This is a genomic window from Vibrio fluminensis (assembly GCF_015278125.1).
Classification (GTDB): domain Bacteria; phylum Pseudomonadota; class Gammaproteobacteria; order Enterobacterales; family Vibrionaceae; genus Vibrio; species Vibrio fluminensis.
Genome location: NZ_JADILO010000013.1, coordinates 1 through 26,661 on the forward strand (window position 1 = coordinate 1; position 26,661 = coordinate 26,661).

General features: G+C 45.7%; 19 protein-coding genes. 1 reads left to right on the forward strand and 18 read right to left on the reverse strand.

What is annotated here, in order from left to right:
• Window positions 1-174: 174 nt before the first annotated feature.
• From IRQ95_RS10760 to IRQ95_RS10840, 17 genes are all read right to left on the reverse strand, one after another.
• Window positions 175-3,324: an efflux RND transporter permease subunit gene (locus IRQ95_RS10760; protein ID WP_194436933.1), complete on the reverse strand. Its 3,150-nt coding sequence runs from the start codon at window positions 3,322-3,324 to the stop codon at window positions 175-177.
• Window positions 3,325-3,336: 12 nt separating this feature from the next.
• Entirely contained in the window at window positions 3,337-4,482 is a 1,146-nt protein-coding gene (locus IRQ95_RS10765) for an efflux RND transporter periplasmic adaptor subunit (RefSeq protein WP_194436934.1), read from the reverse strand.
• 816 nt (window positions 4,483-5,298) lie between these two features.
• Window positions 5,299-6,705 (reverse strand): glucuronate isomerase, encoded by a 1,407-nt coding sequence (gene uxaC / locus IRQ95_RS10770; protein ID WP_194436935.1) that lies wholly within the window; start codon window positions 6,703-6,705, stop codon window positions 5,299-5,301.
• 4 nt (window positions 6,706-6,709) lie between these two features.
• Window positions 6,710-8,182, reverse strand: coding sequence for a mannitol dehydrogenase family protein (locus tag IRQ95_RS10775; RefSeq protein ID WP_194436936.1), 1,473 nt, complete (start codon window positions 8,180-8,182; stop codon window positions 6,710-6,712).
• Window positions 8,183-8,245: 63 nt separating this feature from the next.
• Complete coding sequence (gene manD, locus IRQ95_RS10780; RefSeq protein WP_194436937.1) at window positions 8,246-9,460, reverse strand: D-mannonate dehydratase ManD; 1,215 nt, start codon at window positions 9,458-9,460, stop codon at window positions 8,246-8,248.
• A gap of 79 nt (window positions 9,461-9,539) precedes the next feature.
• Complete coding sequence (locus IRQ95_RS10785; RefSeq protein WP_228481376.1) at window positions 9,540-10,853, reverse strand: TRAP transporter large permease; 1,314 nt, start codon at window positions 10,851-10,853, stop codon at window positions 9,540-9,542.
• Window positions 10,846-11,496 carry a TRAP transporter small permease gene (locus tag IRQ95_RS10790; protein ID WP_194436938.1) on the reverse strand — a complete coding sequence of 217 codons (651 nt, stop codon included), beginning with the start codon at window positions 11,494-11,496 and terminating at the stop codon, window positions 10,846-10,848. Before IRQ95_RS10790 ends, IRQ95_RS10785 begins: the two co-directional genes overlap by 8 nt.
• A gap of 24 nt (window positions 11,497-11,520) precedes the next feature.
• Window positions 11,521-12,489: a C4-dicarboxylate TRAP transporter substrate-binding protein gene (locus IRQ95_RS10795; RefSeq protein ID WP_194436939.1), complete on the reverse strand. Its 969-nt coding sequence runs from the start codon at window positions 12,487-12,489 to the stop codon at window positions 11,521-11,523.
• A gap of 50 nt (window positions 12,490-12,539) precedes the next feature.
• On the reverse strand, window positions 12,540-13,235 hold the full coding sequence (locus IRQ95_RS10800; RefSeq protein WP_194436940.1) for a FadR/GntR family transcriptional regulator: 696 nt from the start codon (window positions 13,233-13,235) through the stop codon (window positions 12,540-12,542).
• Between the two features lie 390 nt (window positions 13,236-13,625).
• Window positions 13,626-15,503, reverse strand: a complete 1,878-nt coding sequence (locus tag IRQ95_RS10805; RefSeq protein WP_194436941.1) for a propionyl-CoA synthetase — start codon at window positions 15,501-15,503, stop codon at window positions 13,626-13,628.
• A 201-nt stretch (window positions 15,504-15,704) separates the two neighbouring features.
• Window positions 15,705-16,889, reverse strand: a complete 1,185-nt coding sequence (gene prpF, locus IRQ95_RS10810; protein ID WP_194436942.1) for a 2-methylaconitate cis-trans isomerase PrpF — start codon at window positions 16,887-16,889, stop codon at window positions 15,705-15,707.
• Between the two features lie 9 nt (window positions 16,890-16,898).
• Window positions 16,899-19,496 carry a Fe/S-dependent 2-methylisocitrate dehydratase AcnD gene (acnD, locus tag IRQ95_RS10815; RefSeq protein WP_194436943.1) on the reverse strand — a complete coding sequence of 866 codons (2,598 nt, stop codon included), beginning with the start codon at window positions 19,494-19,496 and terminating at the stop codon, window positions 16,899-16,901.
• Between the two features lie 132 nt (window positions 19,497-19,628).
• Window positions 19,629-20,756: a bifunctional 2-methylcitrate synthase/citrate synthase gene (gene prpC, locus IRQ95_RS10820; RefSeq protein WP_075648051.1), complete on the reverse strand. Its 1,128-nt coding sequence runs from the start codon at window positions 20,754-20,756 to the stop codon at window positions 19,629-19,631.
• Between the two features lie 136 nt (window positions 20,757-20,892).
• A complete protein-coding gene (gene prpB / locus IRQ95_RS10825; protein ID WP_194436944.1) occupies window positions 20,893-21,789 on the reverse strand; it encodes a methylisocitrate lyase in 897 nt (298 codons plus the stop codon).
• Window positions 21,790-21,818: 29 nt separating this feature from the next.
• The gene (locus IRQ95_RS10830) at window positions 21,819-22,523 is read right to left on the reverse strand and encodes a GntR family transcriptional regulator (RefSeq protein ID WP_194436945.1); all 705 of its coding nucleotides are present in this window, start codon (window positions 22,521-22,523) and stop codon (window positions 21,819-21,821) included.
• 597 nt (window positions 22,524-23,120) lie between these two features.
• Entirely contained in the window at window positions 23,121-23,492 is a 372-nt protein-coding gene (locus tag IRQ95_RS10835; protein ID WP_194436946.1) for a hypothetical protein, read from the reverse strand.
• Between the two features lie 57 nt (window positions 23,493-23,549).
• Window positions 23,550-23,852: a monooxygenase gene (locus IRQ95_RS10840; RefSeq protein ID WP_228481383.1), complete on the reverse strand. Its 303-nt coding sequence runs from the start codon at window positions 23,850-23,852 to the stop codon at window positions 23,550-23,552.
• Between the two features lie 140 nt (window positions 23,853-23,992).
• Between IRQ95_RS10840 and IRQ95_RS10845 the strand changes: the two genes are divergently transcribed.
• Window positions 23,993-24,883 (forward strand): LysR family transcriptional regulator, encoded by an 891-nt coding sequence (locus IRQ95_RS10845; protein WP_194436948.1) that lies wholly within the window; start codon window positions 23,993-23,995, stop codon window positions 24,881-24,883.
• A 54-nt stretch (window positions 24,884-24,937) separates the two neighbouring features.
• Here IRQ95_RS10845 and katE2 read toward each other — a convergent pair whose 3' ends face one another.
• Complete coding sequence (gene katE2 / locus IRQ95_RS10850; protein WP_194436949.1) at window positions 24,938-26,371, reverse strand: catalase KatE2; 1,434 nt, start codon at window positions 26,369-26,371, stop codon at window positions 24,938-24,940.
• Between the last annotated feature and the right edge of the window lie 290 nt (window positions 26,372-26,661).

Below are 26,661 nucleotides of genomic sequence, written 5' to 3' on the forward strand. Positions count from 1 at the left end.
TTGCTTCTGTATGCCTATGTAATGAATGGAAGCTTCTGCGCACGGTATAACAAAAAATATCGCGATCGCGACCTACGGTCGCTTCCAAAAAAGAACCCCGCTTGAAAAAGCGGGGTTCGTCATCAATCTGAGGGTCGACAATGTCGACCCTTTTGCTTTGCTGTTAGCTAAAGATTATTTCGCTTCAGCTTTTTCCAATTTACTTTGGCGGTATTCTTCGCGCTCACGCTTACTAAACAAGCGTTCAACTACCACGAAGAATAGCGGTACAAAGAAGATGCCTAGGAAGGTAGAACCCACCATGCCACCTAGTACACCAGTACCAATAGCATTTTGTGCACCAGAACCTACGCCCGAGCTGATCGCTAGTGGCACAACACCTAGACCGAATGCTAGTGATGTCATTAGGATCGGACGCAGACGAACACGAACCGCGTGCAGTGTTGCATCACGTAGGCTTGCACCTTTCTCGTAGTACTCTTTAGCAAATTCAACGATTAGGATCGCGTTCTTAGTCGCTAGACCAACAGTAGTTAGAAGACCTACTTGGAAGAATACGTCGTTTGGCAGACCACGTGCGTTCATCGCGACGATTGCACCGATTACACCTAGAGGCACAACCAGAATTACCGCGATAGGCACTGACCAGCTCTCGTATAGCGCCGCCAATACTAGGAATACAACTAGGATTGATAGAGCGTAAAGCGCTGGTGCTTGGTTACCTGATAGACGTTCTTCATAAGATAGACCATTCCATTCGATACCAAAACCAGTTGGCAGTTTCGCCGCCATGTTTTCGATGTCAGTCATCGCCGCACCCGTACTGTAACCCGGAACTGGCGCACCTTGAATGTTCACCGCTGGTAGACCGTTGAAACGCTCTAGACGTGGTGGACCGTATTCCCATGAACCCGTTGCGAATGCAGAGAATGGAACCATCTCACCCATGCTGTTACGTACAAACCATTTATCAAGATCGTCAGGTTGCATGCGGTATTGGTCTTCACCTTGCACCATTACTTTCTTGATACGACCACGGTCGATAAAGTCATTTACGTATGAACCACCCCATGCAGAAGCCAATACAGAGTTTACTTCAGCAATGTTCAGGTTAAGCGCACGCAGCTTAGAATGGTCGATGTGCAATTGGTAAATTGGCGCATCTTCCTGACCGTTTGGACGAACACCCACAAGGTTAGGATCTTGTCCTGCCATACCTAGCATTTGGTTACGAGCCGCGATTAGCGCTTCGTGACCATGACCACTTCGGTCTTGTAGGTAGAAGTCGAAACCACCTGCTGTACCTAGTTCCATTACCGCTGGCGGTACAAACGCAAATACCATCGCTTCTTTAATCTGCATGAATGCGCCCATTGCGCGACCCGCTACAGATTGAACGTCAGTGCCTGGCTCGGTACGCTCATCCCATGGTTTTAGGTTGATGAACGCCATACCCATGTTTTGACCCATACCAGCAAAACTGAAGCCCGCTACAGTAAACACAGATTCAACTGAGTTTGCTTCTTCGGTATTTAGGTAAGTTTCCATCTTATCAAGCACTTTAAGCGTGCTCTCTTGCGATGCGTTTGCTGGCAAAATTGCTTGAGCAAACATTACGCCTTGGTCTTCATCTGGAAGGAAGGCTGTTGGCATACGCAAGAACAAGAAGCCCGTACCAATCGTGATAGCAAGGAACACCATAAACATACGGCCAGTACGTTTAATGATGCTTGCCACACCTGATTCGTAACGGTTAGTACAAGCGTCAAACCAACGGTTAAATGCACCGAAGAAACCTTTATCTGTGTACGCGTGGCCTTTCTCAACTTGCTTAAGCATCGTTGCACAGAGCGCTGGCGTCAGAATCATCGCAACCAGTACCGATAGCGCCATCGCAGATACGATAGTGATCGAGAACTGACGGTAGATAACACCAGTCGAGCCAGACATAAATGCCATGGGAACGAATACCGCTGATAGCGTTAGACCGATACCAATCAGTGCACCAGTGATCTGGTCCATAGACTTACGCGTCGCTTCAAGCGGCGTACAGCCTTCTTCTGACATGATACGTTCAACGTTCTCTACTACAACGATGGCGTCATCCACCAGAAGACCGATGGCGAGTACCATCGCGAACATCGTCAGCATGTTCACTGAGAAGCCAGCCGCCGCCAAGATACCGAACGTACCTAGCAATACTACTGGAACCGCAATCATTGGAATTAGCGTAGCGCGGAAGTTCTGCAAGAATAGGTACATGATAACGAATACCAGTACAATCGCTTCTAACAGCGTCTTCACTACACCTTCAATCGAGCTACTTACAAATGGCGTGGTATCAAATGGCACAACCATTTGCAGACCTTGCGGGAAGAACTCTTCCAATTCAGACATACGTTCAAGAACGGCGTCTTTAGTGTCTAGTGCGTTCGCGCCACTCGCTAGCTGGATAGCTAGACCTGATGCTGGTTTGCCATTGTAAAGGCCTTCGATCATGTAGCTCTCAGCGCCTTTCTCAACCTTCGCAACATCACTTAACAATACTTTCGCGCCCGTAGTATCAGACTTCAGCACAATGTTGCTGAACTCTTCAGGGGTTTGCAGTAGTGATGAAGACGAGATTGTTGCGTTAAGTTGCTGACCTTGAACCGAAGGAGCTGCACCCAACTGACCCGCAGAAACCTGAGCGTTTTGCTCACGAATCGCGTTCATTACGTCATTGGTTGTTAGGTTATATTGATTCAGTTTTAGTGGATCTAGCCAAATACGCATCGCATATTGAGCACCAAACAACTGAATATCACCTACACCAGCCACACGGCTGATCGGGTCTTGAATGTTTGACGCGACATAGTCCCCGATATCGGCTTTATCCATGCTGCCATCTTCGGATACGAAGGCGACAACCATCAAGAAACCACTACCGGCTTTGTTTACGCTAACACCCTGAGCCTGCACTACTTGAGGTAGCAAAGGCATCGCCAATTGCAGTTTGTTCTGCACTTGTACTTGGGCGATATCAACATCAGCTTCCGCATTAAACGTAAGCGTAATAGTTGCATTACCAAAACTATCACTTTGGCTGGAGATATAGCGCAAATGGTCAAGACCAGTCATACGCTGCTCAACAACCTGTGTTACTGAGTCTTCTACCGTTTTAGCCGAAGCACCTGGATAGTTAGCATTAATTACCACTGTAGGTGGTGCAATCGTTGGGTATTGCGACACCGGCAGAGTAAAAATCGACAACGCACCTGCAAGCATGATGATGATTGCAATCACCCATGCAAAGATCGGTCGATCAATAAAATAACGAGCCATTATTAATCCCTATTAGCTTGCTTTTTCATCACTGATTAGTGACGGAGCAACCGCAGCACCCGGACGAATTTTCTGCAATCCTTCCACCACGATCTTGTCGCCATCTTTCAAGCCAGAAGTAATTAGCCATTGGTTATCAATCGCTTCCGCAGTCGTTACGATGCGAGATTCAACTTTGTTGTTTGCATCCACAACCATAGCGATAGCTTGACCACGAGGGTTACGAGTGATTGATTTTTGTGGCACTAGAATCGCAGCAGGATCGGTACCTACAGTGATGATTGTGCGAACAAACATACCCGGTAGCAAAGTACCTTCTGGGTTAGGGAACTCTGCACGTAGCGTTACTGCACCAGTCGTTTCATTAACTGTCACTTCAGCAAACTTCATTGAACCTTGATGCTGGTAAACGCTACCATCTTCAAGGATTAAGCGTACTTGAGCAGATTCAGGCTGCTGTAGCTGACCGCTTGCAATACGTTGCTTTAGACGAAGCATTTGTGTGCTCGATTGCGCGATATCAACGTTAATTGGATCAAGTTGAGAAATCTTCGCTAGTGCTTGTGGCTGGTTAGCCGTAACTAGTGCACCTGGCGTTACGCTAGATTTACCAATTTGACCAGAAATAGGCGCTTGAACCTTAGTGTAAGCTAGGTTGATTTCAGCGTTGTTGATCGCCGCTTTAGCCACAGCCACACTTGCTTTCGCTTCAAGGTATGCCGCTTCCGCTTGATCAAAATCTTGTTGGCTGATTGCTTTAGTTTTCAATAGCTCTTTAAAACGCTTCGCCGTTGCACCTGTTGATGCAAGTGCTGCTTCTGCACGTTTTAGTTCCGCTTTAGTACTAATCAGTGCCGCTGCATAAGTTGCATCATCAATTTGGTACAGAGATTGACCTTGTTCTACATAACCACCTTCAGTAAAGCTACGTGCAAGCACGATACCATTTACCTGTGGACGAACTTCAGCTTCCATATACGCTCGGCTGCGACCAGGCAATTCCATCGTAATTGCTTGTGGTTGGCTTTTCAGTTCGATGATATTTACCGGAACAGCCGGTGGTGTTTGGTCTTGAGATGCCGCATGTGACGACATGTCACAACCAGACAACCACAATGCAAGCGAAATTGCAGAAGCAATCCTAAGTTTGTTGTTCATTTAATCTCCATTGAAAAATTTCAACTTAACGCAGATCGTTACCCTCAAAATGGAATTGTGCTAATCGCCAAATAGGCAAAACACACCCAATGTAAGAGTGCTTTATTTATAAAATTTGAAAACCACCCTTCTAGTGAAAAGGCGTTTACTATCCAGATGGTAAATAACGCATGTAATATGCCACAAATAGTGGGATCAATGTAGATAAAAATATCGAATTAATAAATAATTTTTCTAGTACAAGTAACCAATTCTTACCATTAGCCACTTTTCTTGTTTTGATTAAAATAATTTATCCATCATCAGGCGATTACTATTTACATAATTTAAACAAATAGATCTAGGTAACACTTTCGCCAAATGAATTCAATTGATAGGATTCCTCTTTATAATAATTAAAATAAAATCAATAAAATCATACATATAGGGCGATATTGCAATGAGTAAGGATTTGCTAACATCTAGTCCAAAGCTCAACATTCAAACAAATACAGATTAATTTACATACGTAGTGAGTAAAATATTTGTTACTGGACAGAAAATTTAGATATTGCATTTTGAGGAAAAACGTGAGCAATTGAATGAGTAATTTTGGTGAGAATCAGGAGAGATTAAACGTTAATTGCTTGGCATTATTTTTCGCTAATTTAACTAGAGCATGCGCAGAGAAAGGAGGGGTCATTATTCATTTTTACGAATAAAAATTTCTGTTCTAGTTTTTACCCTTTATTGTAAGTATCAAATCACAGAGTGATTGTTTGAGGTTGCTTACTAATATGAAGAAAAAGGCAAGCATACTAACTTGCCTCAACATGATCATGAAAAGTAGTTTTTTGCGTTGTTATAGCAAATATCTTGCACCAGGTTTCCTAGCATCGGCAGATCGCGTGGTACTTCACCTTTCTCTGCCCATTGTCCGATCATATTACAAAGAATTCGACGGAAATACTCATGTCGCGTATAGGAAAGGAAACTGCGAGAGTCTGTTAGCATTCCGACAAATTGGCTCAGTAATCCCAATTGAGAAAGTTGCTGCATTTGGCGTTCCATGCCATCTTTTTGGTCATTAAACCACCAACCTGAACCAAATTGGATCTTACCCGCGATACCACCGCCTTGGAAGTTACCCATCATAGTTGCCATCATTTCGTTATCACGTGGATTTAGGCAGTACAGAATTGTTTTTGGCAGTTCATTGGTCACATCCATGGCATCCATTAGGCAAGCAAGTTGCAGAGCAAATGGACGGTCACCAATTGAGTCAAAACCACAATCCACACCAAGTTGACGCAGCATACGCGTATTGTTGTTACGCTGTGCGCCAATGTGTAGCTGCATCACCCAACCGCGTTTTGCGTATTGCTTGCCTAGCCATACTTGTACTGCAGTACAGAACTGGTCAATTTCTAGATCTGATAGCGTTTCACCGGATAGGCGACGGGCAAGGATGCTATCTAGCGTGCTTTCGACTGGTACTGCTGCGTAACGCACAATTTCGATACCGTGGTCAGCCGCGCGACAACCGTGGGCACTAAAGTGCTCAAGACGACACTCTAACGCGGTAAGCAGATCAGCAAAACGGGTGATTTCCACATCTGCCGCTTCACCTAGCAGTGTCATGTATTCAGCAAAGCCTTCAAGCTCGATTTTAAACGCACGGTCAGGACGCCAGCTTGGTGCCACTTCCACGTCAAAGCTTTCATCTTCCGCAATCGCTTTGTGGTGTTCAAGCGTATGAATGGGGTCGTCAGTGGTTCCCGCCATGACCACATTCATTTGCTTCATGATGCCACGAGCTGAGAACTCTGGGGTTGCCAATAGCTCATTACATTCGTGCCAAATCTCGTCGGCGGTTTCAGGACAAAATAGCTTACCCGTTACGCCAAATGGGCGACGCAGCTCTAGATGAGTCCAGTGGTAAAGTGGATTACCCAGAGTTTGTGGAACCGTTCTCGCCCACGCTTGAAACTTGTCATAATCCGAAGTTTCTTTACCTGTGATCAGTGACTCTGGCACTCCTGCTGAACGCATACCACGCCATTTGTAGTGATCGCCTTCCAGCCAGATTTGCCCCAAGTTATCGAACTGACGGTTCTCCGCCACTTCTTTAGGGTTTAGGTGGCAGTGGTAATCATAGATAGGCATAGCTTTCGCGTAGTCATGGTATAGCTCGCGAGCAATGTCATTACCAAGTAGAAAATCTTCACACAGAAACATTTTCATGATCTTACTCCACGACTAAGTCAGCAACGGTCTGACGAGCGCCCTTATCAAGCAAAGATTGATAAGCGTTGCTTACAGCATCAATCACTCGCTGATCTTTGCCTATTTCAGCAGGAAATATAGACTCAAGAGCAAGTAACGAAGGTACAACCGACACATTCAAGCCATGCGCATCACAAATTGTGCGCAACTGTTGTGACATAGGGTCACTCACTTCAATCGGCTTACCTTGTTCATCACTACCAGAAACATATCGCATCCAACCAGCAATCGCTGTCGCAATAATTTTGAAACTACTCTGATGTTTTAAATGGTAGTGTAAGCTTCCGCCTAAACGTTGTGGGATCTTTTGACTGCCATCCATCGCTATTTGCCAGGTACGATGTTTAAGGTTCGGGTTTGAGTAGCGATCGATCAGCATATTCGCGTACGCCACTAAATCAGTCCCCTCAGGCATCACCAATGAAGAGGCTTGCTCCTTAAGCATTAAATCTAAAGCCACTTGTTTAAAAGCAGGATCTTCCATTGTGTCAGAAATATGCTCATAACCAGCTAAATAACCCATATAAGCAAGAAACGAGTGACTGCCATTCAGCATGCGCAATTTCATTTCTTCATACGGCACAACATCATCGACGAATTCTGCGCCGACGATGTCCCAGTTAGGTCTGCCTGATACAAAGTTATCTTCAATTACCCACTGACGAAAAGGCTCACATACCACCCCGCAAGGATCTTCACAGCCAAGAGTCTGAGCGATTTCATTTAGACTTTCCGCAGTTACCGCTGGCACTATTCTATCCACCATAGTGCAGGGGAAGGTGACATTCGCTTCAATCCAATCACGCATTTCTGGCTCAACCAAACTTGCATACCCAAGTATGACGCCTTTAGTCACCGCGCCATTCTCTTGAATATTATCGCAAGACATCACAGTAAATGGATCCAGACCACGCTCGCGGCGCAGCTTAAGCGCTTGCACAATAATACCCAATGCCGTTTTCGGTGAACTTGGATTCGTAAGGTCAGCGACAATCAATGGATTATTTAAATCAAGCTTGCCAGTAGCCGCATCAATACAATATCCCTTCTCGGTAACAGTAAGAGAAACGATTTCCACCTGTGGTTCCGCCATTTTCTCTAAAACGGCAGGCAAACCATCAAATTCTGGATGAAGTGATTCGGTAACCGAGCGTACGATATGAGCTTGAGTGCCTTCAGCACCTTTAAGAACAACGCTAAAGCAGTGATCTTGGGCACGCAAAGATTCAATTAAATCCTCTCCACCAAATAAGTTGACCTCGCAAATCCCCCAATCAGATCCTTCAACTTGATTCGTTTGATCGGTATATAACGCCTGATGGGCACGATGAAAAGCACCAAAGCCCAAATGAACAATTTTGGATTTGAGTTTGTTCTTGGCATAGGTCGACTGAACAACTTCACAGGGTAATTGATGATTGGCGATCGTCTTCATTAAACTATTCTCTATTCTGCAGGATAAATAAAGCAGCCCTAGAACAGGGCTGCTGTCAATGGATTACCAGTTCCACAAAGTGCCATCTTCAAGGCGAGCTATTGGTAGGTTCGCTGGTTGATATGGATACTTTTTGGCTTCTTCTTCATTAAAATCAACGCCCAAACCAGGCTTGTTACTCGGATGCATATAACCATTTTCAAAGGTCCAATTTGTCTCAAACACCGATTGCATGCGCTCGGAGTAGCCCATAAATTCCTGTAGACCAAAGTTTGGCACCCACATATCTAAGTGCAAACCTGCGGCCATACCAATAGGCGAGATATCTGAAGGGCCATGAGAGCCAGTACGCACTTGATACATTGCCGCAAAATCAGCAATACGGCGCATGTGCGTAATACCACCAGCATGGGTTACCGTTGCACGGATGTAATCAATTAACTGCTCTTCGATTAACTGCTTACAATCCCAAATAGAGTTGAATACTTCCCCTACAGCAATCGGTGTTGTTGTATGTTGACGAATCAAACGGAACGCTTCTTGGTTCTCTGCAGGCGTTGGATCTTCCATCCAAAATAGTTTGTAGTCCTCAATACTCTTACCTAAACGAGCCGCCTCCATTGGCGTCAAACGATGGTGAATATCATGCAATATATGATCATCAAAACCGAATTTATCACGCACGGCTTCAAACATCTTTGGAGCGAAGTTTAGATACTTCTCTGTTGACCATGATTCAACGTTAGGACGAATACCTTTGGACGCAGGTTCATAAGCCGAGCCCTTTGACTTGCTGATACCATAGTTACTCGCAATTCCCGGAACCTTGGCCTGCACTCGAATCGCTTTAAAGCCCATTTCTTGGTGCTTAGCATAATCTTCAAGTAGCTCATCAATGCTGTGACCTGTCGCATGGCAATAAACCATCACACCTTCACGCGATGCACCACCCAGTAGGTCATAAACCGGCATGCCAGCAGCCTTACCTTTAATGTCCCACAGGGCCATATCAATTGCCGCAATGGCCGTCATAGTCACAGGACCACGACGCCAATAGGCACCACGGTAGAATGTCTGCCAAATGTCTTCAATCTTTGACGCATCCATACCCACTAGCTGCGGGCACAAATGGTCTTGCAAGTACGAAGCTACTGACAGTTCACGTCCATTAAGAGTCGCGTCGCCAACGCCATATATACCGTCTTCTGTTGTAATTTTTAGCGTGACAAAGTTACGATCTGGGCATGTAACAAACACTTCTGCTTTTATAATTTTCATTTTAAAACCTCGAAAGAATCCCCAACCCCTCCTGAAAGAAAGGCTGTAATATCAATGCATTTAACTTTTTATATTGGTATTAGTTGTAAACCATATTTGGTAAGAAAAGCACCAAGTCAGGAAATATGATTAAAACAACCAACAATAGGAATATCGCTAATAAAAATGGAACTGATTCTTTAATGTAATCTTTAGTTGGACAATCCAATATTGAACATGCCGTGAACATTGCTACCCCAACTGGTGGAGTCATGCCACCCATTGTCACGATTATCATCATCAAAATACCAAAGTGAACAGGGTCAACCCCAACACCTTGAATTATAGGCAAGAAAATTGGCGTTAATAAAAGGACATTAACTGTCGCTTCCATAAACATACCGACAATAGCTAAGAACACTAAAATAATCACCAAAAGGAAATACTTATGTGTAGTAATATCTAATATTTCTTTCGATAAAAATTGTGGCACTTGATTATCAACGATTACATAACCGAATATTCCAGAGAATGAAATAATCAACATGATGACAGCGTTGTCGACTACCGTTTGTTTAAGCACTTCAACAATTTTAGCTATGGTTAATTCTTTATAAACGAACAAACCAATAAACAACGCATAAAACACCGCGAATGAACCTGCCTCTGACGGCGTGAAGATACCAAAGCGAATCGTCACGATAAGCAGGATTGGGAACAACAATGCCCAAAAACACTCTTTAAGTGTAATGAAGACCTCTTTAGCTGGCGTCTTATGTTCTTGCTCGCGAATATAGCCTCGTTTGTTAGCAACGATACTGACTGTCACCATAAGGAAAACCGTCATCAGTAAACCAGGAACGATACCCGCTAAAAACAGACGCCCAATCGATACCTCTCCAACAAAGCCATATAAGATAAGGCCGATACTTGGTGGAATCGTAGCTGTGATTAGACCGCTCAAGCCAATCGATGCTGCAACAAAACCTTTTGAGTATTTGCGTTTCAGCATGTCCGGACCAAGGATTTTTGATTGCATCGCAACGTCTGCAACTGCTGAGCCAGATACGCCGCCCATAATCGCACTAAGCAGCACGGTAACATGGGCTAAGCCCCCGACTAAATGCGCAGTAATTTTCGAACAAAAAGCAATCAGACGCTGAGTAATCCCCGCAGAGTTCATCAAATTACCAGCAAAGACAAAGAAAGGTACCGCAAGCAACGCAGGGTTTTGAGATGCCAGAACCATCTTCTGTACAGGAATGATAAACGATGAAGCACCATCCACGACAAAAAACAAAACACTTGATATGGCAATGGCAAATGCCAGTGGCATTCTTAACATCAGAAAAACAATAAAACTGATAACCAAAACACCCATCGGTGATATTAGTGAGTTAATAAAATCAGCCATTTTTTCTGCTCCATCTCTCTAAAACACTCACTAATTCAGTACGAATCATTAATACACAACCAATTGGTACTGAAGCAATTAAAAATGCATAACTAAGTGGCTCGGCTTGTTTACTAACATCCCAATTCATTAATATGTAACCAACAAATACAAGCAAGACGACTAATGACATTAAGTAACCTTGAATGTGTTTTTTATTACTTTGATAGAAATCAAAAGCAATTAAACATAAAAATGAAATGGATAAGAAAATAACAACGTTGAATTCACTTATTTCGAGAGAATCAAACTCTCGACGACTTTTCGTCGCAAGAAACCATCCGTAATATGCAACAAAACCTAAAAATCCTATTATCGAAATAGACCAGATATCAGCAATTCTATTTCTCCAGACCATAGGCAATTTTTCTTCGAAAAACTCTACTCCTATATGACGCTTTTGGCTTAATGCTAAATCACTGCCCAAAAAGATTACCCAACCAAATAGCAGTTGGCTGAGGTCAGACATCCACGCTTGAGGATGTCCAACCGCACGCAGCAATGCAGCAAAGAAGACTAGGAAGGAGATCAAAAACAAGCAGATACCCGCAATGTTTTCTTCCCACTTTAAAACTTTTCCATTAAACGATTTTAGGTACAACATACTCCCTACCCTTCTTTAATTTGCTTATTTAAGCGCTTGTTGGAGTTGTTGATACTCTTGCTCATAACCTAGCTTTTTGAACACAGCTTGAGCGTTTTTAATAAATGGTGTTTTATCTACTGGCACAAACTTCACACCATAGTCTTCTTGCATGATTCGCTTGTATTCAGCGATTTGTGCATTCGCCTGCTCTGACGCATAGTTTCCTGCGTTATAAGACTCTTCGGTTAAGATAGTTTGATACTCTTCCGGTAGTGATTGGAACCAGTCTTCACTGACCACCAAAGCCGTCATCAATTGGAAGTGCTCTGTTTCTGCTACAAATTTCACCGTTTCTTGTAAGCTACCTGAAATTACGGCTGGCAACTGAGCTTCGAATCCATCTACCGTACCTTGTTGCATCGCTGGATACGTCTCTGCCCATGGCAATGCTGTTGGCGTCGCACCTAGTGAACGGACGGACTCAGACCATACCGCCGCACCTGGCGTGCGAATCAGCAACCCGCTAAGATCTTCTGGCTTATTCACTTCTTTATTGGTGAAGAAGCTACGGCTGCCTTGGAACCAGTTAAATGACAAAACGTGTAGACCTTCTTTTTCAAGTTTTTGCTCCCAGCCTTTAAACACATCGGTCTCAACAATACGTTTCATCTCTTGGTAATCTTTCGCTGCATAAGCAACGCCGATGACACCAATCTCTTTTGAAAACACACTCAAACGTCCACTATCCGTTAACGCTGCTACGTTTTCACCAAACATTGCTTGCTCTTGGATATCTTCCATCGAGCCTAGTTGTCCACTTGGATAAACCTCAATTTTCAGCTTACCGTCTGTACGTGATTCGACGGCTTCTTTCATCACCATACTGCCAGCATACATAGGGTCTTTCTCACCCACTGACATTGAAATCTTTAACGTGTAGTCTTTTGCAACTGCGGAAAATGGCAACGCAGCAGCTAGTAGTAGGGTAGAGAGTTTCATGTTGATGTTCATAGTTAATACCTTTTGTTTTTATGTTTATTTATTCAGGTAGGAGCTCTGCTTTATTCTGTAATTTCAACGATGACATTCATAATATGATCGTGAATACATTGATAAGCTTTGTCCCCATCTCCCTGTTCAATTGCAGAAAAAATTAATTTATGGTCAGCGATCCACTGGCCTCTAGAAGCCGGCTCATCAGCAAGTTCATCCATGCGTTTCCACATGTCTCCCGCCATATGTAACGTCATCAACTCCTCATAGAAGTTAATCACTAGTGGGTTATCCGAAACTCGGTTAATGGCTTTATGGAACTGGCGATCAGCATCAACCGAGGCTTGATGACGAAGCGTTGCTTCAGAAAAGAACATCGAGGATTCCATCATCTTGATGCAATTCGACAGTTCTTCAATTAACTCAGGCGTCTTATTCTCAGCCGCAAATCGAGCGAGTTGCGGCTCGATCATTAGCCGAGCTTGAAGAATCTCAAATGGTGTTACTTCAGGCTGGTTGTTCTTAACCGTTAGGCTTCTGGTGTCATTGACAATAAAAACCCCAGCACCTTTGCGAATATCTGCAATACCTTGCATTTCTAGATAAACCATTGCCTCTCGGACAACAGTGCGGCTCACTCCCAACTGTTCGGCAAGCTTTCTTTCTGGCGGAATACAATCTCCAACCTGATAGATACCTTGTTTAACTTGTTCAATGATGTCATTCGCGACTTTGACATACAGACGTTTAGAATTTTCAGCCATGGCTCTTTTATCACTTTGGTTATTTTCAAAGCGATAGTAGTGTAAATATTGGTCTAATACTCAGATCAAGATCTCATTACAATTATCAAAATTGTACAGACCAATTTTAATAACAACGAACATAGAATCACTAATAAACCAAAAATAACAATGGGTTAATTTGGTTTATAGCTGTGTTTGCCCATAGCTAAACTAAAAATAATTTCATCAATAGTGATCGAAAGCACAAAATTGTACAGACCAATTAAAGTAAACAGAGTCATCAAAGGAGTGGTGGTAATAGTTAGGAGTAACGAAGTTGAATTAAGGAATAGAGATATGGAGAAGGCAGTTGAAAAGTGAAAAAAGGAGCGCTAAAACAACGCTCCTTTGGCATATTAAGACGAACAACTAGCTTCTCAGCACGCGTTCAATTTCACTGATGCTGGTTGGGTCATCAATAGTTGATGGTACGGTGTAGGATTCGCCATCAGCGATTTGACGAATCGTGCGACGCAAAATCTTACCGGAACGAGTCTTGGGTAGACGCTCGACCACTAAGGCATGCTTAAAGCAGGCTACTGCGCCAATCGAATCGCGTACTTTACTGACTAACTCACCTTCCAGCTCTAACGAGTCAATGCTCACGCCATCTTTGAGCACCACGAAACCAAGTGGAAGTTGCCCTTTAAGCTCGTCATGGATACCCACGACCGCACACTCTGCAATTGCAGGATGACCGCCAACAATCTCTTCCATTTCACCGGTAGATAGACGGTGACCGGCAACATTGATTACGTCATCAATGCGCCCCATGATAAATAGGTAACCCTCTTGATCAAAATAGCCACCGTCTCCAGAAACATAATAACCTGGGAACTGACTGAGATAACCGGTTTCAAAGCGATCGTGGTTGCGCCATACCGTAGGTAGGCAGCTTGGTGGCAATGGACGCTTGAGTGCCACAAAGCCTTGTTGATTCGCCGCCACAGGCTCACCTAACTCGTTGAGGATTTCAACCTGATAACCTGGAATTGGCTTAGTCGCCGAGCCTGCTTTAACTGGCATGAGCTCGACACCGGTCGGGTTGCCCGCAATTGCCCAGCCAGTTTCCGTTTGCCACCAGTGGTCAATCACCGGCTTGTTCGCTTTACTCTCGACCCATTCTAATGTTGGCGGATCAAGACGTTCACCCGCCATAAAGATCGCCTTGAGTGATGATAGGTCATACTGCTTGAGGCAATCGCCATCGGGATCTTCTTTCTTGATTGCGCGAAATGCGGTTGGTGCTGAAAACAAAGCATCAACCTGGTACTCTTCGCACACTCGCCAAAATGCACCAGGATCTGGCGTACGTACTGGTTTACCCTCATACAAAATCGTTGTGCAACCATGGATCAGTGGTGCGTAGACAATATAAGAGTGACCCACAACCCAGCCCACGTCCGACGCCGCCCAGAAGACACCATCTTGCGGAATATTGTAGATAGTAGACATTGAATACTTCATCGCAACGGCATGACCACCATTATCACGTACAACCCCTTTCGGCTTACCCGTGGTGCCCGAGGTATAAAGGATATAAAGCGGATCAATAGCAAGCACAGGGACACAAGCGTGAGGAAGCGCGGCTTGAAATGCTTGCTGCCAATCGATATCTCGCTCTTGAGTCAATTCTGCTGGGCACTGAGGGCGCTGTAAAACAAACACTTTCTCTGGTTTCCAGCGGCTATCCATGATCGCTTTATCGACCATCGGTTTGTAGGGGATCACTTTATTGACTTCAATCCCGCACGATGCGGTTAACACGACTTTTGGTTCGGCATCTTCAATACGTACGGCCAGTTCATTTGGGGCAAAACCACCAAATACCACCGAATGAATAGCGCCAAGGCGTGCACAGGCCAGCATTGCCATCGCCGCTTCCGGGATCATCGGCATATAGATCACCACACGGTCGCCCTTTGTCACGCCTTGGTTCGCCAGCATGCCCGCGATTCGTGCCACTTGATCGCGCATTCCTTGGTAAGTGTAACTTTGTTTAGCTCCCGTCACTGGCGAGTCATAAATCAACGCCGTATTTTCACCTCGCCCTTGCTCACAATGGTAATCCAGCGCCAACCAACAGGTGTTTAATACACCATCAGCAAACCACCTTTCGATGCTATTTTCATCATTAGCTAAGATCGTCTTTGGCGCTTCAAACCAATCAATCTGTTTCGCTTGCTGCTGCCAAAATTGCTCGGGTTGCTCTTTCGCCCATTGATATTGTTCTAGATATGCAGACATTTTGCTTCCTCCAGTATCCCCCTATGACTTAGCGATAAAGTAATAAGCTTTATGTGGTGTTGCTCAGCCACCACCACGGCTACGTCAAATCATTGGGGTATAATCAAGTACCTTGAGGTTACTTGAGTATATTAGTCTTCGATCGCTCCTTGCGGTTAAAGCGATATCTCAAATTCTTTTTTAGTTATTAGCTGCTCGTATTTACTCGAACACGTTGAAGGGTACACGCACGAACCCCTCCATGAGCACTCTGGCACTGCGGCTCATCGACACCTTATTGATTGTCCATTCACCACTCATCAGGCTCGCCTGTGCACCCACTTTTAGCGTGCCCGATGGGTGACCAAAGGTGACGCTACTCTTCTCACCGCCACCAGCGGCTAAGTTAACCAAGGTACCCGGAACACTGGCAGCAGACGCAATCGCCACCGCTGCAGTACCCATCATGGCATGGTGCAGCTTGCCCATTGATAACGCTCTAACATGCAAGTCAATCTCGTCGGCAGTGATGGTTTTACCACTCGATGAGAGACAAGTTTGCGCGGGTGAAACAAACGCAATTTTGGGCGTATGTTGGCGGCTTTTCGCTTCCTCTAAGTCAGCAATCATCCCCATTTTGAGTGCGCCGTAGCTGCGGATGGTTTCAAACATCGCTAACGCTTTTTCATCGTTGTTGATCTCTTCTTGTAGCTCAGTGCCTTGATAGCCAAGTGATTCCGCATCAATGAAGATGGTGGGAATCCCTGCGGTAATTAAGGTAGCGTTAAAAGTGCCGATCCCCGGTACATCTAAGCGGTCAATCAGATTTCCGGTAGGAAACAAGCTGCTGTCTCCTGCTGCCGGGTCAAGAAAATCCACTTGGATTTCTGCGGCAGGGAAAGTCACACCATCGAGTTCAAAATCACCGGTTTCTTGCACCCGACCGTCAATCATTGGCACGTGGACGATAATGGTTTTGTTGATGTTAGCCTGCCATACCCGCACCTCGGCAATGCCATTGCGAGGCAATCGCTCTGAGCTGACTAAGCCCGCTTGAATTGCAAATGGTCCGACTGCGGCGGAGAGATTGCCGCAGTTACCACTCCAATCAACAAATGGCTTGTCGATAGAAACTTGCCCAAACAAATAATCAACATCGTGATCGGGTTGCTCGCTGGCAGACACAATCACGGTTTTACTGGTGCTTGAGGTCGCGCCGCCCATGCCGTCGATTTGTTTGGCATAAGGATCGGGGCTACCAATCACGCGCATCAGTAACTTGTCACGCGCTTCACCCGGATGCTGCGCTTCTGGCGGCAAGTCATTAAGGCTAAAGAACACCCCTTTACTGGTGCCGCCACGCATGTAGGTTGCGGGTACGCGAATTTGAGGTTTGGTTCGGATCATGTTCACCTCTTACTGCGCTAGGAAGTCTTGCGCAAAGCGCTGCAATACGCCGCCCGCTTGGTAAACACTGACTTCATCAGCGGTATCCAGACGACACGTCACTGCCACATCAAGCTTTTCGCCATTCGCGCGGGTGATCACCAAAGCTAGGTCAGTACCCGGGGCTATATCGCCTACTACGTCGTAAGTCTCGGTGCCATCAAGGTTTAAGCTATTGCGGTTCACACCTGGCTTAAACTGCAATGGCAACACGCCCATACCGACTAAGTTGGTGCGGTGGATACGCTCAAAACCTTCAGCAACGATGGCTTCAACGCCAGCTAAACGCACGCCTTTGGCTGCCCAATCGCGCGATGATCCTTGCCCGTAGTCTGCCCCTGCCACCACTATCAATGGTTGTTTGCGCTTCATGTAGGTTTCAATCGCTTCCCACATACGGGTAACTTTGCCCTCTGGCTCAATGCGAGCCAGTGAGCCCTGCACCACTTCTCCGTCTTCTTTAACCATTTCATTGAACAGTTTCGGGTTGGCAAAAGTGGCACGCTGCGCAGTTAAATGATCCCCTCGGTGGGTGGCATAAGAGTTAAAGTCCTCTTCCGGCAGCCCCATTTTCGCCAGATATTCACCAGCGGCACTGCTGGCCAAAATGGCATTCGATGGCGAGAGGTGATCAGTGGTGATGTTGTCACCCAAGATAGCCAGTGGACGCATGCCTGAAAGCGTTCGCTCGCCAGCCTGTGCCCCCTCGCCTTCTTTCTGCCAATAAGGTGGACGACGAATATAAGTACTCATTTCGCGCCAATCGTACAGTGGGCTTGGGCTGCGCTCGGCATCATCAAGTTTAAACATTTGGATATAAACTTGATTAAACTGTTCAGGCTTAACGTATTTACCCACCACCGCATCAATCTCTTCATCACTTGGCCACAGATCATTAAGGTAAATAGGTTTACCTTGAGCATCCGAACCCAATGCATCACGCTCAATATCAAAACGAATCGTGCCCGCCAGCGCGTATGCAACCACCAGCGGTGGTGATGCAAGAAATGCCTGTTTGGCATAAGGGTGGATTCGACCGTCAAAGTTACGGTTACCCGATAACACCGCCGTTGAATAGAGATCACGGTCAATGATCTCTTGTTGAATCTCAAGGTCCAGCGCACCACTCATACCATTACAGGTGGTACAAGCGTAAGCAACGATGCCAAAACCGAGCTTTTCCATTTCTTCCAGCAGACCCGCTTCTTGAAGATAAAGCTGCGCCACTTTAGAGCCCGGGGCGAACGAGGACTTAACCCAAGGCTTACGCACTAAACCCAGTTGATTGGCTTTTTTCGCCACTAAGCCTGCCGCCACCACGTTGCGTGGGTTGCTGGTGTTGGTACAAGAGGTAATCGCTGCGATGATCACTGCACCATCCGGCAGTAATCCCTCTTCTTGTTGCCATTCACTGGCAATCCCACGAGCCGCAAGCTCAGAGGTTGGTAAACGGCGATGTGGGTTAGATGGCCCGGCCATGTTGCGCGTTACGCTTGAGAGATCGAATTCCAGTACGCGTTCATATTCCGCACTATCTAAATCATCCGCCCATAAGCCGGTCTGTTTGGCATAATTCTCTACCAAAGCGACTTGCTCATCATCACGACCAGTCAGCTTGAGGTAATTAATGGTTTGTTCATCAATGTAGAACATCCCCGCCGTCGCACCATATTCCGGTGTCATGTTGGAAATGGTTGCGCGGTCACCAATGGTTAAGTCACGCGCGCCTTCACCAAAGAACTCAAGGTAGCTTGAAACCACACGTTCGTTACGCAGAAACTCGGTGATCGCCAGTACGATATCAGTCGCGGTTATGCCCGGTTGACGTTTACCGGTTAGCTTCACGCCAACAATGTCCGGTAAGCGCATCATCGATGGACGACCCAGCATTACCGTCTCCGCTTCCAGACCACCTACACCAATCGCAATCACGCCTAGCGCGTCGACATGGGGAGTATGGCTGTCAGTGCCAACGCAGGTATCAGGGTAAGCAATGCCTTGTTTGGCTTGTACTACAGGTGACATCTTTTCTAGATTGATCTGATGCATAATCCCGTTACCAGCAGGGATCACACTGACGTTTTCAAACGCAGTTTTACACCATTCGATAAAGTGGAAACGGTCTTCGTTGCGACGATCTTCAATCGCACGGTTTTTATCAAATGCATCCGGATCAAAGCCGCCATGTTCAACCGCTAGCGAATGATCAACGATCAACTGCGTTTCAACCACCGGGTTTACTTTGGCAGGATCGCCACCTTGCTCGGCTATCGCATCACGCAAACCGGCTAGATCGACCAAAGCCGTTTGACCAAGAATGTCATGGCAAACCACGCGGGCCGGGTACCAAGGAAAATCAAGGTCACGCTTACGCTCAATAAGCTGCTTTAAGCTTGCTTCAAGCATGCTTGGATCACAACGACGCACCAGTTGCTCAGCTAGTACGCGTGATGTGTAAGGCAGTTTGCTATAAGAATTTGGGGCAATCGCATCCACCGCTTCACGGGCATCAAAGTAGTCGAGTTGACTGCCCGGCAGAGGCTTGCGGTATTGGGTGTTTATTGTCATAGGGTTACTTCCAGTCTTTTTACTCTTGCCACATAGCGTTTGTCAGGTTGCTAACTGCGCTGATAAACACTATGTGGTTTGAGTCACTCCAATCTTCAAAATCGTGCGAGTAACAGATACCCATCGGTATAGTTAGCGTTGCTCGATTGGTACCCATTCTTGATGCTCAGGACCTGTGTAATCGGCACTTGGGCGAATGATGCGGTTATTCGCGCGCTGCTCATAGACGTGCGCAGCCCAGCCAGTCAGACGACTCATTACAAAAATAGGGGTAAACAGTTTGGTTGGAATATCCATAAAATGGTAAGCCGAAGCGTGGAAAAAATCGGCATTACAGAACAGACCTTTTTCGCGCTTCATGACAGATTCAACACGCTCCGAGACCGCGTAGAGATGAGTGTCACCCACCGCTTCCGAAAGCTCTTTCGACCAGCGTTTAATCAGCGCATTGCGCGGATCGCTTTCACGATAAATCGCATGACCAAAGCCCATGATCTTGTCTTTGTTCTCCAGCATGCGCATGATGTTGTCTTCTGCTTCTTCTGGCGTTTGCCAGTTCTCGATCATTTCCATTGCCGCTTCGTTGGCACCGCCGTGTAAAGGCCCACGTAAGGTACCAATTGCGCCTGTGATGCATGAGTGCAAATCAGACAGTGTCGATGCGCACACGCGCGCCGCAAACGTCGATGCGTTAAACTCATGCTCCGCATACAAAATCAATGAACAGTGCATCACTTGCTTATGTAGCTCGCTCGGCTCTTTATCTGTTAGCAGCTTGAGGAAGTAACCACCGATGGAGTCTTGAGATTGGTCTTCGGTATCAATTCGCACGCCATCATGGCTAAAGCGATACCAGTAACAGATCATCGCAGGGAATAGTGATAGCAAGCGCTCTGTGGCGTGCAATTGCTCAGAGAAATCTTTTTCTTGTTCAAGATTACCGAGTACCGAACAACCTGTGCGCATCACATCCATTGGGTGTGCATCTGCCGGAATGAGCTCCAACGCATGCTTAAGTGCTTGCGGTAAACCACGCAAGCTAAGTAGATGGGTCTTGTAAGTATCCAGCTCTTGTTGATTGGGTAAGTGACCACGTAACAAAAGATGCGCCACTTCTTCAAATTGAGCGTTATTTGCTAGGTCTGTAATATCGTAACCGCGATACGTTAGACCTGTCCCCGATTTACCGACAGTACATAGTGCAGTGCTACCAGCGCTTTGGCCACGTAGACCTGCGCCACCTAATTCATTAGTAGGCATGTTGAACTCCTTTTCAGTCTGACTCCCCTTCCTGATGGAACCTCTACTAGGTCGGGTTATCTCTGTTTTTATCTGAGTCAGACGGTTTCACGTTATTGGATGATTAAGTAATGATTTTCTTGGGCTTCCCAGTAAGCTATTTTCCTTCGGAGAAAAGCTTATCCAGCTTATCTTCGTAGTCGTGATAGTTAAGGTGGGCATAAAGCTCTTTACGCGTTTGCATCTCACCAATTAAAGCTTCTTGGTTGCCCTCTTGAAGTAGATGCTGATAAACGTTTTCAGCCGCTTTATTCATCGCGCGGAATGCGCTAAGTGGGTAGAGCACCATATCTACATTCGATTCGGCTAATTCTTCACAGCCATAGAGTGGCGTTTGACCAAACTCAGTAATGTTGGCCAAAATTGGCACATGCTTACCGGTTGCTTTCGCTAGGGCGTTAGAAAACAGGTTGTATTGACCAAGCTCGTTGATCGCTTCTGGGAAGATCATATCTGCGCCTGCTTCAACGCAGGCAATCGCACGCTCAATGGCACTTTCGATGCCTTCTACCGCTAACGCATCAGTACGAGCCATGATGACAAACTCATCGTTGTTACGCGCATCAACCGCTGCTTTAACACGATCAACCATCTCTTGTTGGCTGACGATGGCTTTATTTGGGCGATGACCACAACGTTTCTGCGCCACTTGGTCCTCAAGGTGTACCGCCGCTGCGCCGGCTTTTTCCATGGCTTTAATGGTGCGAGCGATATTGAAAGCGCCGCCAAAGCCAGTATCGATATCCACCAGCAGAGGGAGATCACAAGCATTGGTGATGCGGTCAACATCGACCAACACATCATTGAGCGTCGTAATACCTAAATCAGGCAAGCCATAAGAGGCATTGGCGATACCGCCGCCCGATAGATAAATCGCTTGATGCCCAACATTCTTCGCCATCATGGCGCAATATGGGTTCACGGTTCCTACGATTTGTAGGGGATTATTATTTTTTACCGCGAGTCGAAACTTCGCGCCAGGAGATAAGCTCATCCGTTGTTATCCTTATCAGTTCTGTGGTCCTAATTATTTTCAGCAAGAGAAATTTGTTGTTCGATCAATTTGCGACTGCCTGATATGTGGCGACGCATTAACATTTCAGCGAGTTCTTCATCGCGATTACGGATCGCTTGAAGAATAAATTTGTGTTCATCCAGCGCCTCTTTAGGACGCGATTGAGCGCGCGGAGATTGGTAGCGATACATGCGCAGCAGGTGATAGAGTTCATCACACAATAGGGAGATCAGCTTTTGGTTACGGCTCGCTTTGATAATGCGATAGTGGAAGTCAAAATCGCCCTCTTGGTGAAAATAAGAGGCACCAGCGACTTCATCAATGTGCGCAGAGTGCTGTGACAACAGCATTTCTAAAGCGAGGATTTCTTCTTGGCGAATATGTCTTGCCGCTAGACGCGCGGCCATGCCTTCCAGCGCTTCACGTACGGCATACAATTCAACTAGCTTTTCAGGAGATAAAGTGATCACCCGCGCTCCCACATGAGCAACGCGTTCGATTAAACCTAAGCCTTCTAAACGCATGATGGCTTCACGTAGTGGTCCACGGCTAACTTGATAATGTTTGGCTAACTCGGGTTCGGAAATCTTGCTTCCGGAAGGAAACTCACCACTGACAATTGCCTCAATGAGCACCTCAGTCAAGGTCACCGATTTGGTGTTATCCTTGCCTGTCAGCTTATCTCTTAATTCAGGATTTAACTCGCTATTCATATCAAGGCTCTTTGTCTGTCACTGTGCTTTGAACTTGTGTGCGCCTAGCGAAAAAGAAAACCGCATCAACAAACACTCAAAGTGGCAACATTTATTTAACTTGATTATAAAATAGACCATGACATTGTCGACAATCAAGCTAATTGTCGACAATTTAGACTAAGGTATAGTATCGAGTGATTGGCGAAGAGCGAGAGTAAGCGATCGAGATAAAGTCACTCTCTAAGGTCGACTCGTTGATGATGCTGTAATATTAAAATTCGACTGAAAGCATCTTAGTCAGTAGCGTGACGAAGCCTTATTTAAAAAGGATTTGATACACAGAAAAGAGTTAAGCTGCTGCCTAACTGGCGAGGAGAAAAGGCTACGGTTCAATGCCCATCTTAGCAACAAGAAAAGACATCCGATGGTGATGTTCAATCCATTGAGGATTGGCAGCACTGGTTAAGGTCACTAAATGGTGAGTGTCGACAATAATTCCCCTCATAAATAAAGGGACATGGTCTGAACTGATTGTCGACAAAAATGAAAAAGCCTCACTATTGAGGCTTTAGGAAGATTAACGAGCCATACACAGATAGCGCAGTGTTAGGCACTTTATTGCTTTTTAAGTTGTCGCCAGTTCATGACGCTCAATAGAGCAAAGAACGCCGGATCACTCCAACCGAAACCAACAAAAATCCCTGTAACGCCTGCGTAAGCCGTAATAATGACACCAAGCAAATTACCAATCAGCAGCGCTTTAAGTAGCTGTGTCATAGCAAGACCCGATTCAATATCTCGCATCAACCAACTTACCGCCGCAACGCCTCCAAGAAAAGTTGAGGTGTGCTGTGATAAGAAATACGCATATTGATCATTAATTTCTACCCCATACATTGGCCACATTAAGCTCGGTACGAAAAACAATGCCAAGGCAAATAGAGTATAAATAGTGCCGTGAATGGTTAGGAATGTTTTGTTGTTCATTGATCTATCTTTAATAAGTTAAATGGTTGCTTGGCGCGCAGTTAGTTAATTGGTGCGTTAGTTAATTGGCGCATGGTTAATCGCGCTGAGCGGTTGATTAATATCGAAAATGACACCACGGATGTTGTTTATCCCCATTTGAGTCAAGCGCTCACTGTGCATGGTTAAATAAGCTTGTGCCGACGTTTCATCAGCGAACAAGTACACGCCACCGCCGAGTTGGTCCTTTTCGCTTTGCGTCCAAATTTTCCAAATCAAACCGGGTTCATGATTAATGGACTCAGCCAAACCTGTCATCGCTTGAACCATCTCTTCACCAAAAGGACCATGAAAATCAAAATCGACTTGCAGTAACTTCATCATCGCAGCTATTCCTCACATGTTGTTTAACCTAAGCGAGATGTCACCTGACTGCTCGCTGTTGATGAGAAGATTATTACCTTTATGAATTCGACAAAAAAGTTCATAATATTGCCATTAACTGTCTAAAAACTTGACCAATGCGTTTAAAAACAACCCTAGAACAGTGGCAGACTTTGCACCACATCGAGCAAGCGGGCAGCATTCAGGCGGCCGCGCAGGCTTTAAATAAAAGCCACACGACGCTGATCTATTCGGTAAGAAAGCTTGAGCAGCAACTTGGGGTTGAATTGCTGACGGTACAAGGTCGCAGAGCGGTATTAACTGAGCACGGAAAAACATTGCTGCGACGCGCCGATTCGATGCTCGAGCAAGCCCATGAGTTAGAGATGATCAGCAAACAACTCAACAGTGGTGTCGAGTCGCAAATCACGGTCTCTCTTGACCACCTCTGCGACCCAACTTGGCTCTATGCACCAATGCAGGCTTTTCTCGCAGACAACAGTGCAACGTCAATCCAAGTGATTGAAACATCATTAAGTAAAACCACCGAAATGGTGACAAGTGAGCAAGCGGATATCGCGATCATTAACTTACCTATCACCAACTACCCAGCACAAGCGTTTGGCACCACCACCATGGTTCCGGTCGTCGCTCATGATCACCCACTGACAAACAAAGACAATCTCCAGTTGGCTGATTTTGCTACCACCTGCCAAATCGTCGTGAGGGATTTAGGTGAGAACAGCAACACGAAACGAGATGTGGGTTGGCTTAAATCAAGACAGCGGATTACGGTCGACAATTTCGACCATGCGCTGCGCGCAGTGGAACAAGGCGTAGGTTATTGTCGATTGCCGCTGCATATGGTCAAGCAGTCCCACCAGCAAACAATCACTGTGCTTAATATTGAGCACTCACAGCGTTATCAAGTCGCGCTGCACATTACTCTGCCCAAGGGCGCTAACACCGGTCCTGCTGCGCTTTTCCTGTATCAACAGTTGCTTAAAAGTGCGCAAACGCGAATATAAATTATACAAAAAAGGCGCTAAATGCGCCTTTTTGATTATGAAGAGTGTATCAACTTACTTTAAGTTTAGAGCCAACTCTAAGCCGCGGCCGTATGCTTCATCCGCTTGGTAAGCATGCTCTACATGACGCTGTTTGATGAACTCAGGTACACCATCCATTGCACGAGCCGTATTGTCGAACAGAGTTTGACGCTGCGCTTCGCTCATTAGACGGAATAGGTCACCCGCTTGGCTAAAGTAATCTTCATCAACGCGATGGTCGAAGTTATCACCGTTGCCATTGATGCGTAGCGGTGGCTCAGAGTAATCTGGTTGCTCTGCCCACTCTTGCTTGTAGTTTGGCTCGTAACCAATGGTTGAGCCGTAGTTGCTGTCTACGCGCATTGCGCCATCACGGTGGTAGCTGTGAACTGGGCAACGAGGTGCGTTCACAGGGATCTGGTGGTGGTTAACGCCCAAGCGGTAACGCTGTGCATCACCATAAGCAAACAGACGGCCTTGCAGCATCTTATCTGGTGAGAAGCCGATACCTGGGACAACTGCCGCTGGGTTAAACGCTGATTGTTCAACTTCAGCGTAGAAGTTTTCCGGGTTACGGTTCAGCTCAAACTCACCAACAGGGATCAGTGGGTAATCTTTTTGAGACCATACTTTGGTTAGGTCGAATGGGTTGAAATTAACTTCATCCGCTTCTAGTTCAGGCATGATCTGTACGTACATCTTCCATTTAGGGAAGTCTTGACGCTCAATCGCTTCGTAAAGGTCACGGTGGTGGCTTTCGCGGTCTTTACCGACAATTGCTTCTGCTTCTTGGTCTGTTAGGTTTTTGATGCCTTGCTGAGTCTTAAAGTGGAATTTCACCCAGTAACGCTCGTTTTCTGCGTTGATAAAGCTGAAAGTGTGGCTACCAAAACCATGCATATGGCGGTAAGAAGCAGGGATACCACGATCACTCATCACGATAGTGACTTGGTGGAATGCTTCTGGAAGTGAAGTCCAAAAATCCCAGTTGTTGGTTGAGCTACGCATGTTAGTGCGTGGGTCACGTTTCACTGCGTGGTTTAGATCTGGGAATTTTAGCGGGTCACGCAGGAAGAATACTGGTGTGTTGTTACCAACCAAGTCCCAGTTACCTTCTTCAGTGTAGAACTTAAGGGCAAAACCGCGGATATCGCGCTCTGCGTCTGCTGCGCCACGTTCACCCGCAACGGTGGTAAAACGAGCAAATAGATCGGTTTTCTTACCAATTTCAGAGAAGATTTTTGCGCGAGAATATTGAGTAATATCGTGTGTTACGGTGAAAGTACCGTACGCACCAGAGCCTTTAGCGTGCATACGACGCTCAGGGATCACTTCGCGGTCAAAATGCGCAAGTTTTTCAAGAAACCATACATCTTGTAGCAATTGTGGACCACGAGGCCCCGCAGTCATTACATTTTGGTTATGTGCGACAGGGCAGCCAGCAGCAGTGGTGAGTTTTTTACTCATGTTCATCTTCCTTCCAGAAATAGTTTTATTTGTTTTCGGTCTCAACCGATTTCTAAGAAAGAAGATTAGTCCTCAATTGCCGGATAGCAAAAGCAATTATACTTATTAGTGCGATAGGCAATAACTATGGTTTAACCATTTGTTAAATAACAAAATAAACAAAGTTAACCAGATTCATTATAACTATTCGTTATAGTATTAAATTTCGACAAATTATAACCCAAACCAACGATTATTCCGAACAAATTTAAATCACCAATCGATTTCCCCCTTTGTTGACAACACTAATA

What these genes read in the sequence shown, in the direction of transcription:
- IRQ95_RS10790 (WP_194436938.1), bottom strand. Translation starts at nt 11,496, where the DNA reads ATGTTGTACCTAAAATCGTTTAATGGAAAAGTTTTAAAGTGGGAAGAA.
- prpB (WP_194436944.1), bottom strand. Translation starts at nt 21,789, where the DNA reads ATGAGCTTATCTCCTGGCGCGAAGTTTCGACTCGCGGTAAAAAATAAT.
- IRQ95_RS10765 (WP_194436934.1), bottom strand. Translation starts at nt 4,482, where the DNA reads ATGAACAACAAACTTAGGATTGCTTCTGCAATTTCGCTTGCATTGTGG.
- IRQ95_RS10835 (WP_194436946.1), bottom strand. Translation starts at nt 23,492, where the DNA reads ATGAACAACAAAACATTCCTAACCATTCACGGCACTATTTATACTCTA.
- IRQ95_RS10775 (WP_194436936.1), bottom strand. Translation starts at nt 8,182, where the DNA reads ATGAAGACGATCGCCAATCATCAATTACCCTGTGAAGTTGTTCAGTCG.
- uxaC (WP_194436935.1), bottom strand. Translation starts at nt 6,705, where the DNA reads ATGAAAATGTTTCTGTGTGAAGATTTTCTACTTGGTAATGACATTGCT.
- IRQ95_RS10800 (WP_194436940.1), bottom strand. Translation starts at nt 13,235, where the DNA reads ATGGCTGAAAATTCTAAACGTCTGTATGTCAAAGTCGCGAATGACATC.
- IRQ95_RS10840 (WP_228481383.1), bottom strand. Translation starts at nt 23,852, where the DNA reads ATGAAGTTACTGCAAGTCGATTTTGATTTTCATGGTCCTTTTGGTGAA.
- acnD (WP_194436943.1), bottom strand. Translation starts at nt 19,496, where the DNA reads ATGACAATAAACACCCAATACCGCAAGCCTCTGCCGGGCAGTCAACTC.
- IRQ95_RS10795 (WP_194436939.1), bottom strand. Translation starts at nt 12,489, where the DNA reads ATGAACATCAACATGAAACTCTCTACCCTACTACTAGCTGCTGCGTTG.
- katE2 (WP_194436949.1), bottom strand. Translation starts at nt 26,371, where the DNA reads ATGAGTAAAAAACTCACCACTGCTGCTGGCTGCCCTGTCGCACATAAC.
- prpF (WP_194436942.1), bottom strand. Translation starts at nt 16,889, where the DNA reads ATGATCCGAACCAAACCTCAAATTCGCGTACCCGCAACCTACATGCGT.
- IRQ95_RS10830 (WP_194436945.1), bottom strand. Translation starts at nt 22,523, where the DNA reads ATGAATAGCGAGTTAAATCCTGAATTAAGAGATAAGCTGACAGGCAAG.
- manD (WP_194436937.1), bottom strand. Translation starts at nt 9,460, where the DNA reads ATGAAAATTATAAAAGCAGAAGTGTTTGTTACATGCCCAGATCGTAAC.
- IRQ95_RS10785 (WP_228481376.1), bottom strand. Translation starts at nt 10,853, where the DNA reads ATGGCTGATTTTATTAACTCACTAATATCACCGATGGGTGTTTTGGTT.
- IRQ95_RS10845 (WP_194436948.1), top strand. Translation starts at nt 23,993, where the DNA reads ATGCGTTTAAAAACAACCCTAGAACAGTGGCAGACTTTGCACCACATC.
- IRQ95_RS10760 (WP_194436933.1), bottom strand. Translation starts at nt 3,324, where the DNA reads ATGGCTCGTTATTTTATTGATCGACCGATCTTTGCATGGGTGATTGCA.
- IRQ95_RS10805 (WP_194436941.1), bottom strand. Translation starts at nt 15,503, where the DNA reads ATGTCTGCATATCTAGAACAATATCAATGGGCGAAAGAGCAACCCGAG.
- prpC (WP_075648051.1), bottom strand. Translation starts at nt 20,756, where the DNA reads ATGCCTACTAATGAATTAGGTGGCGCAGGTCTACGTGGCCAAAGCGCT.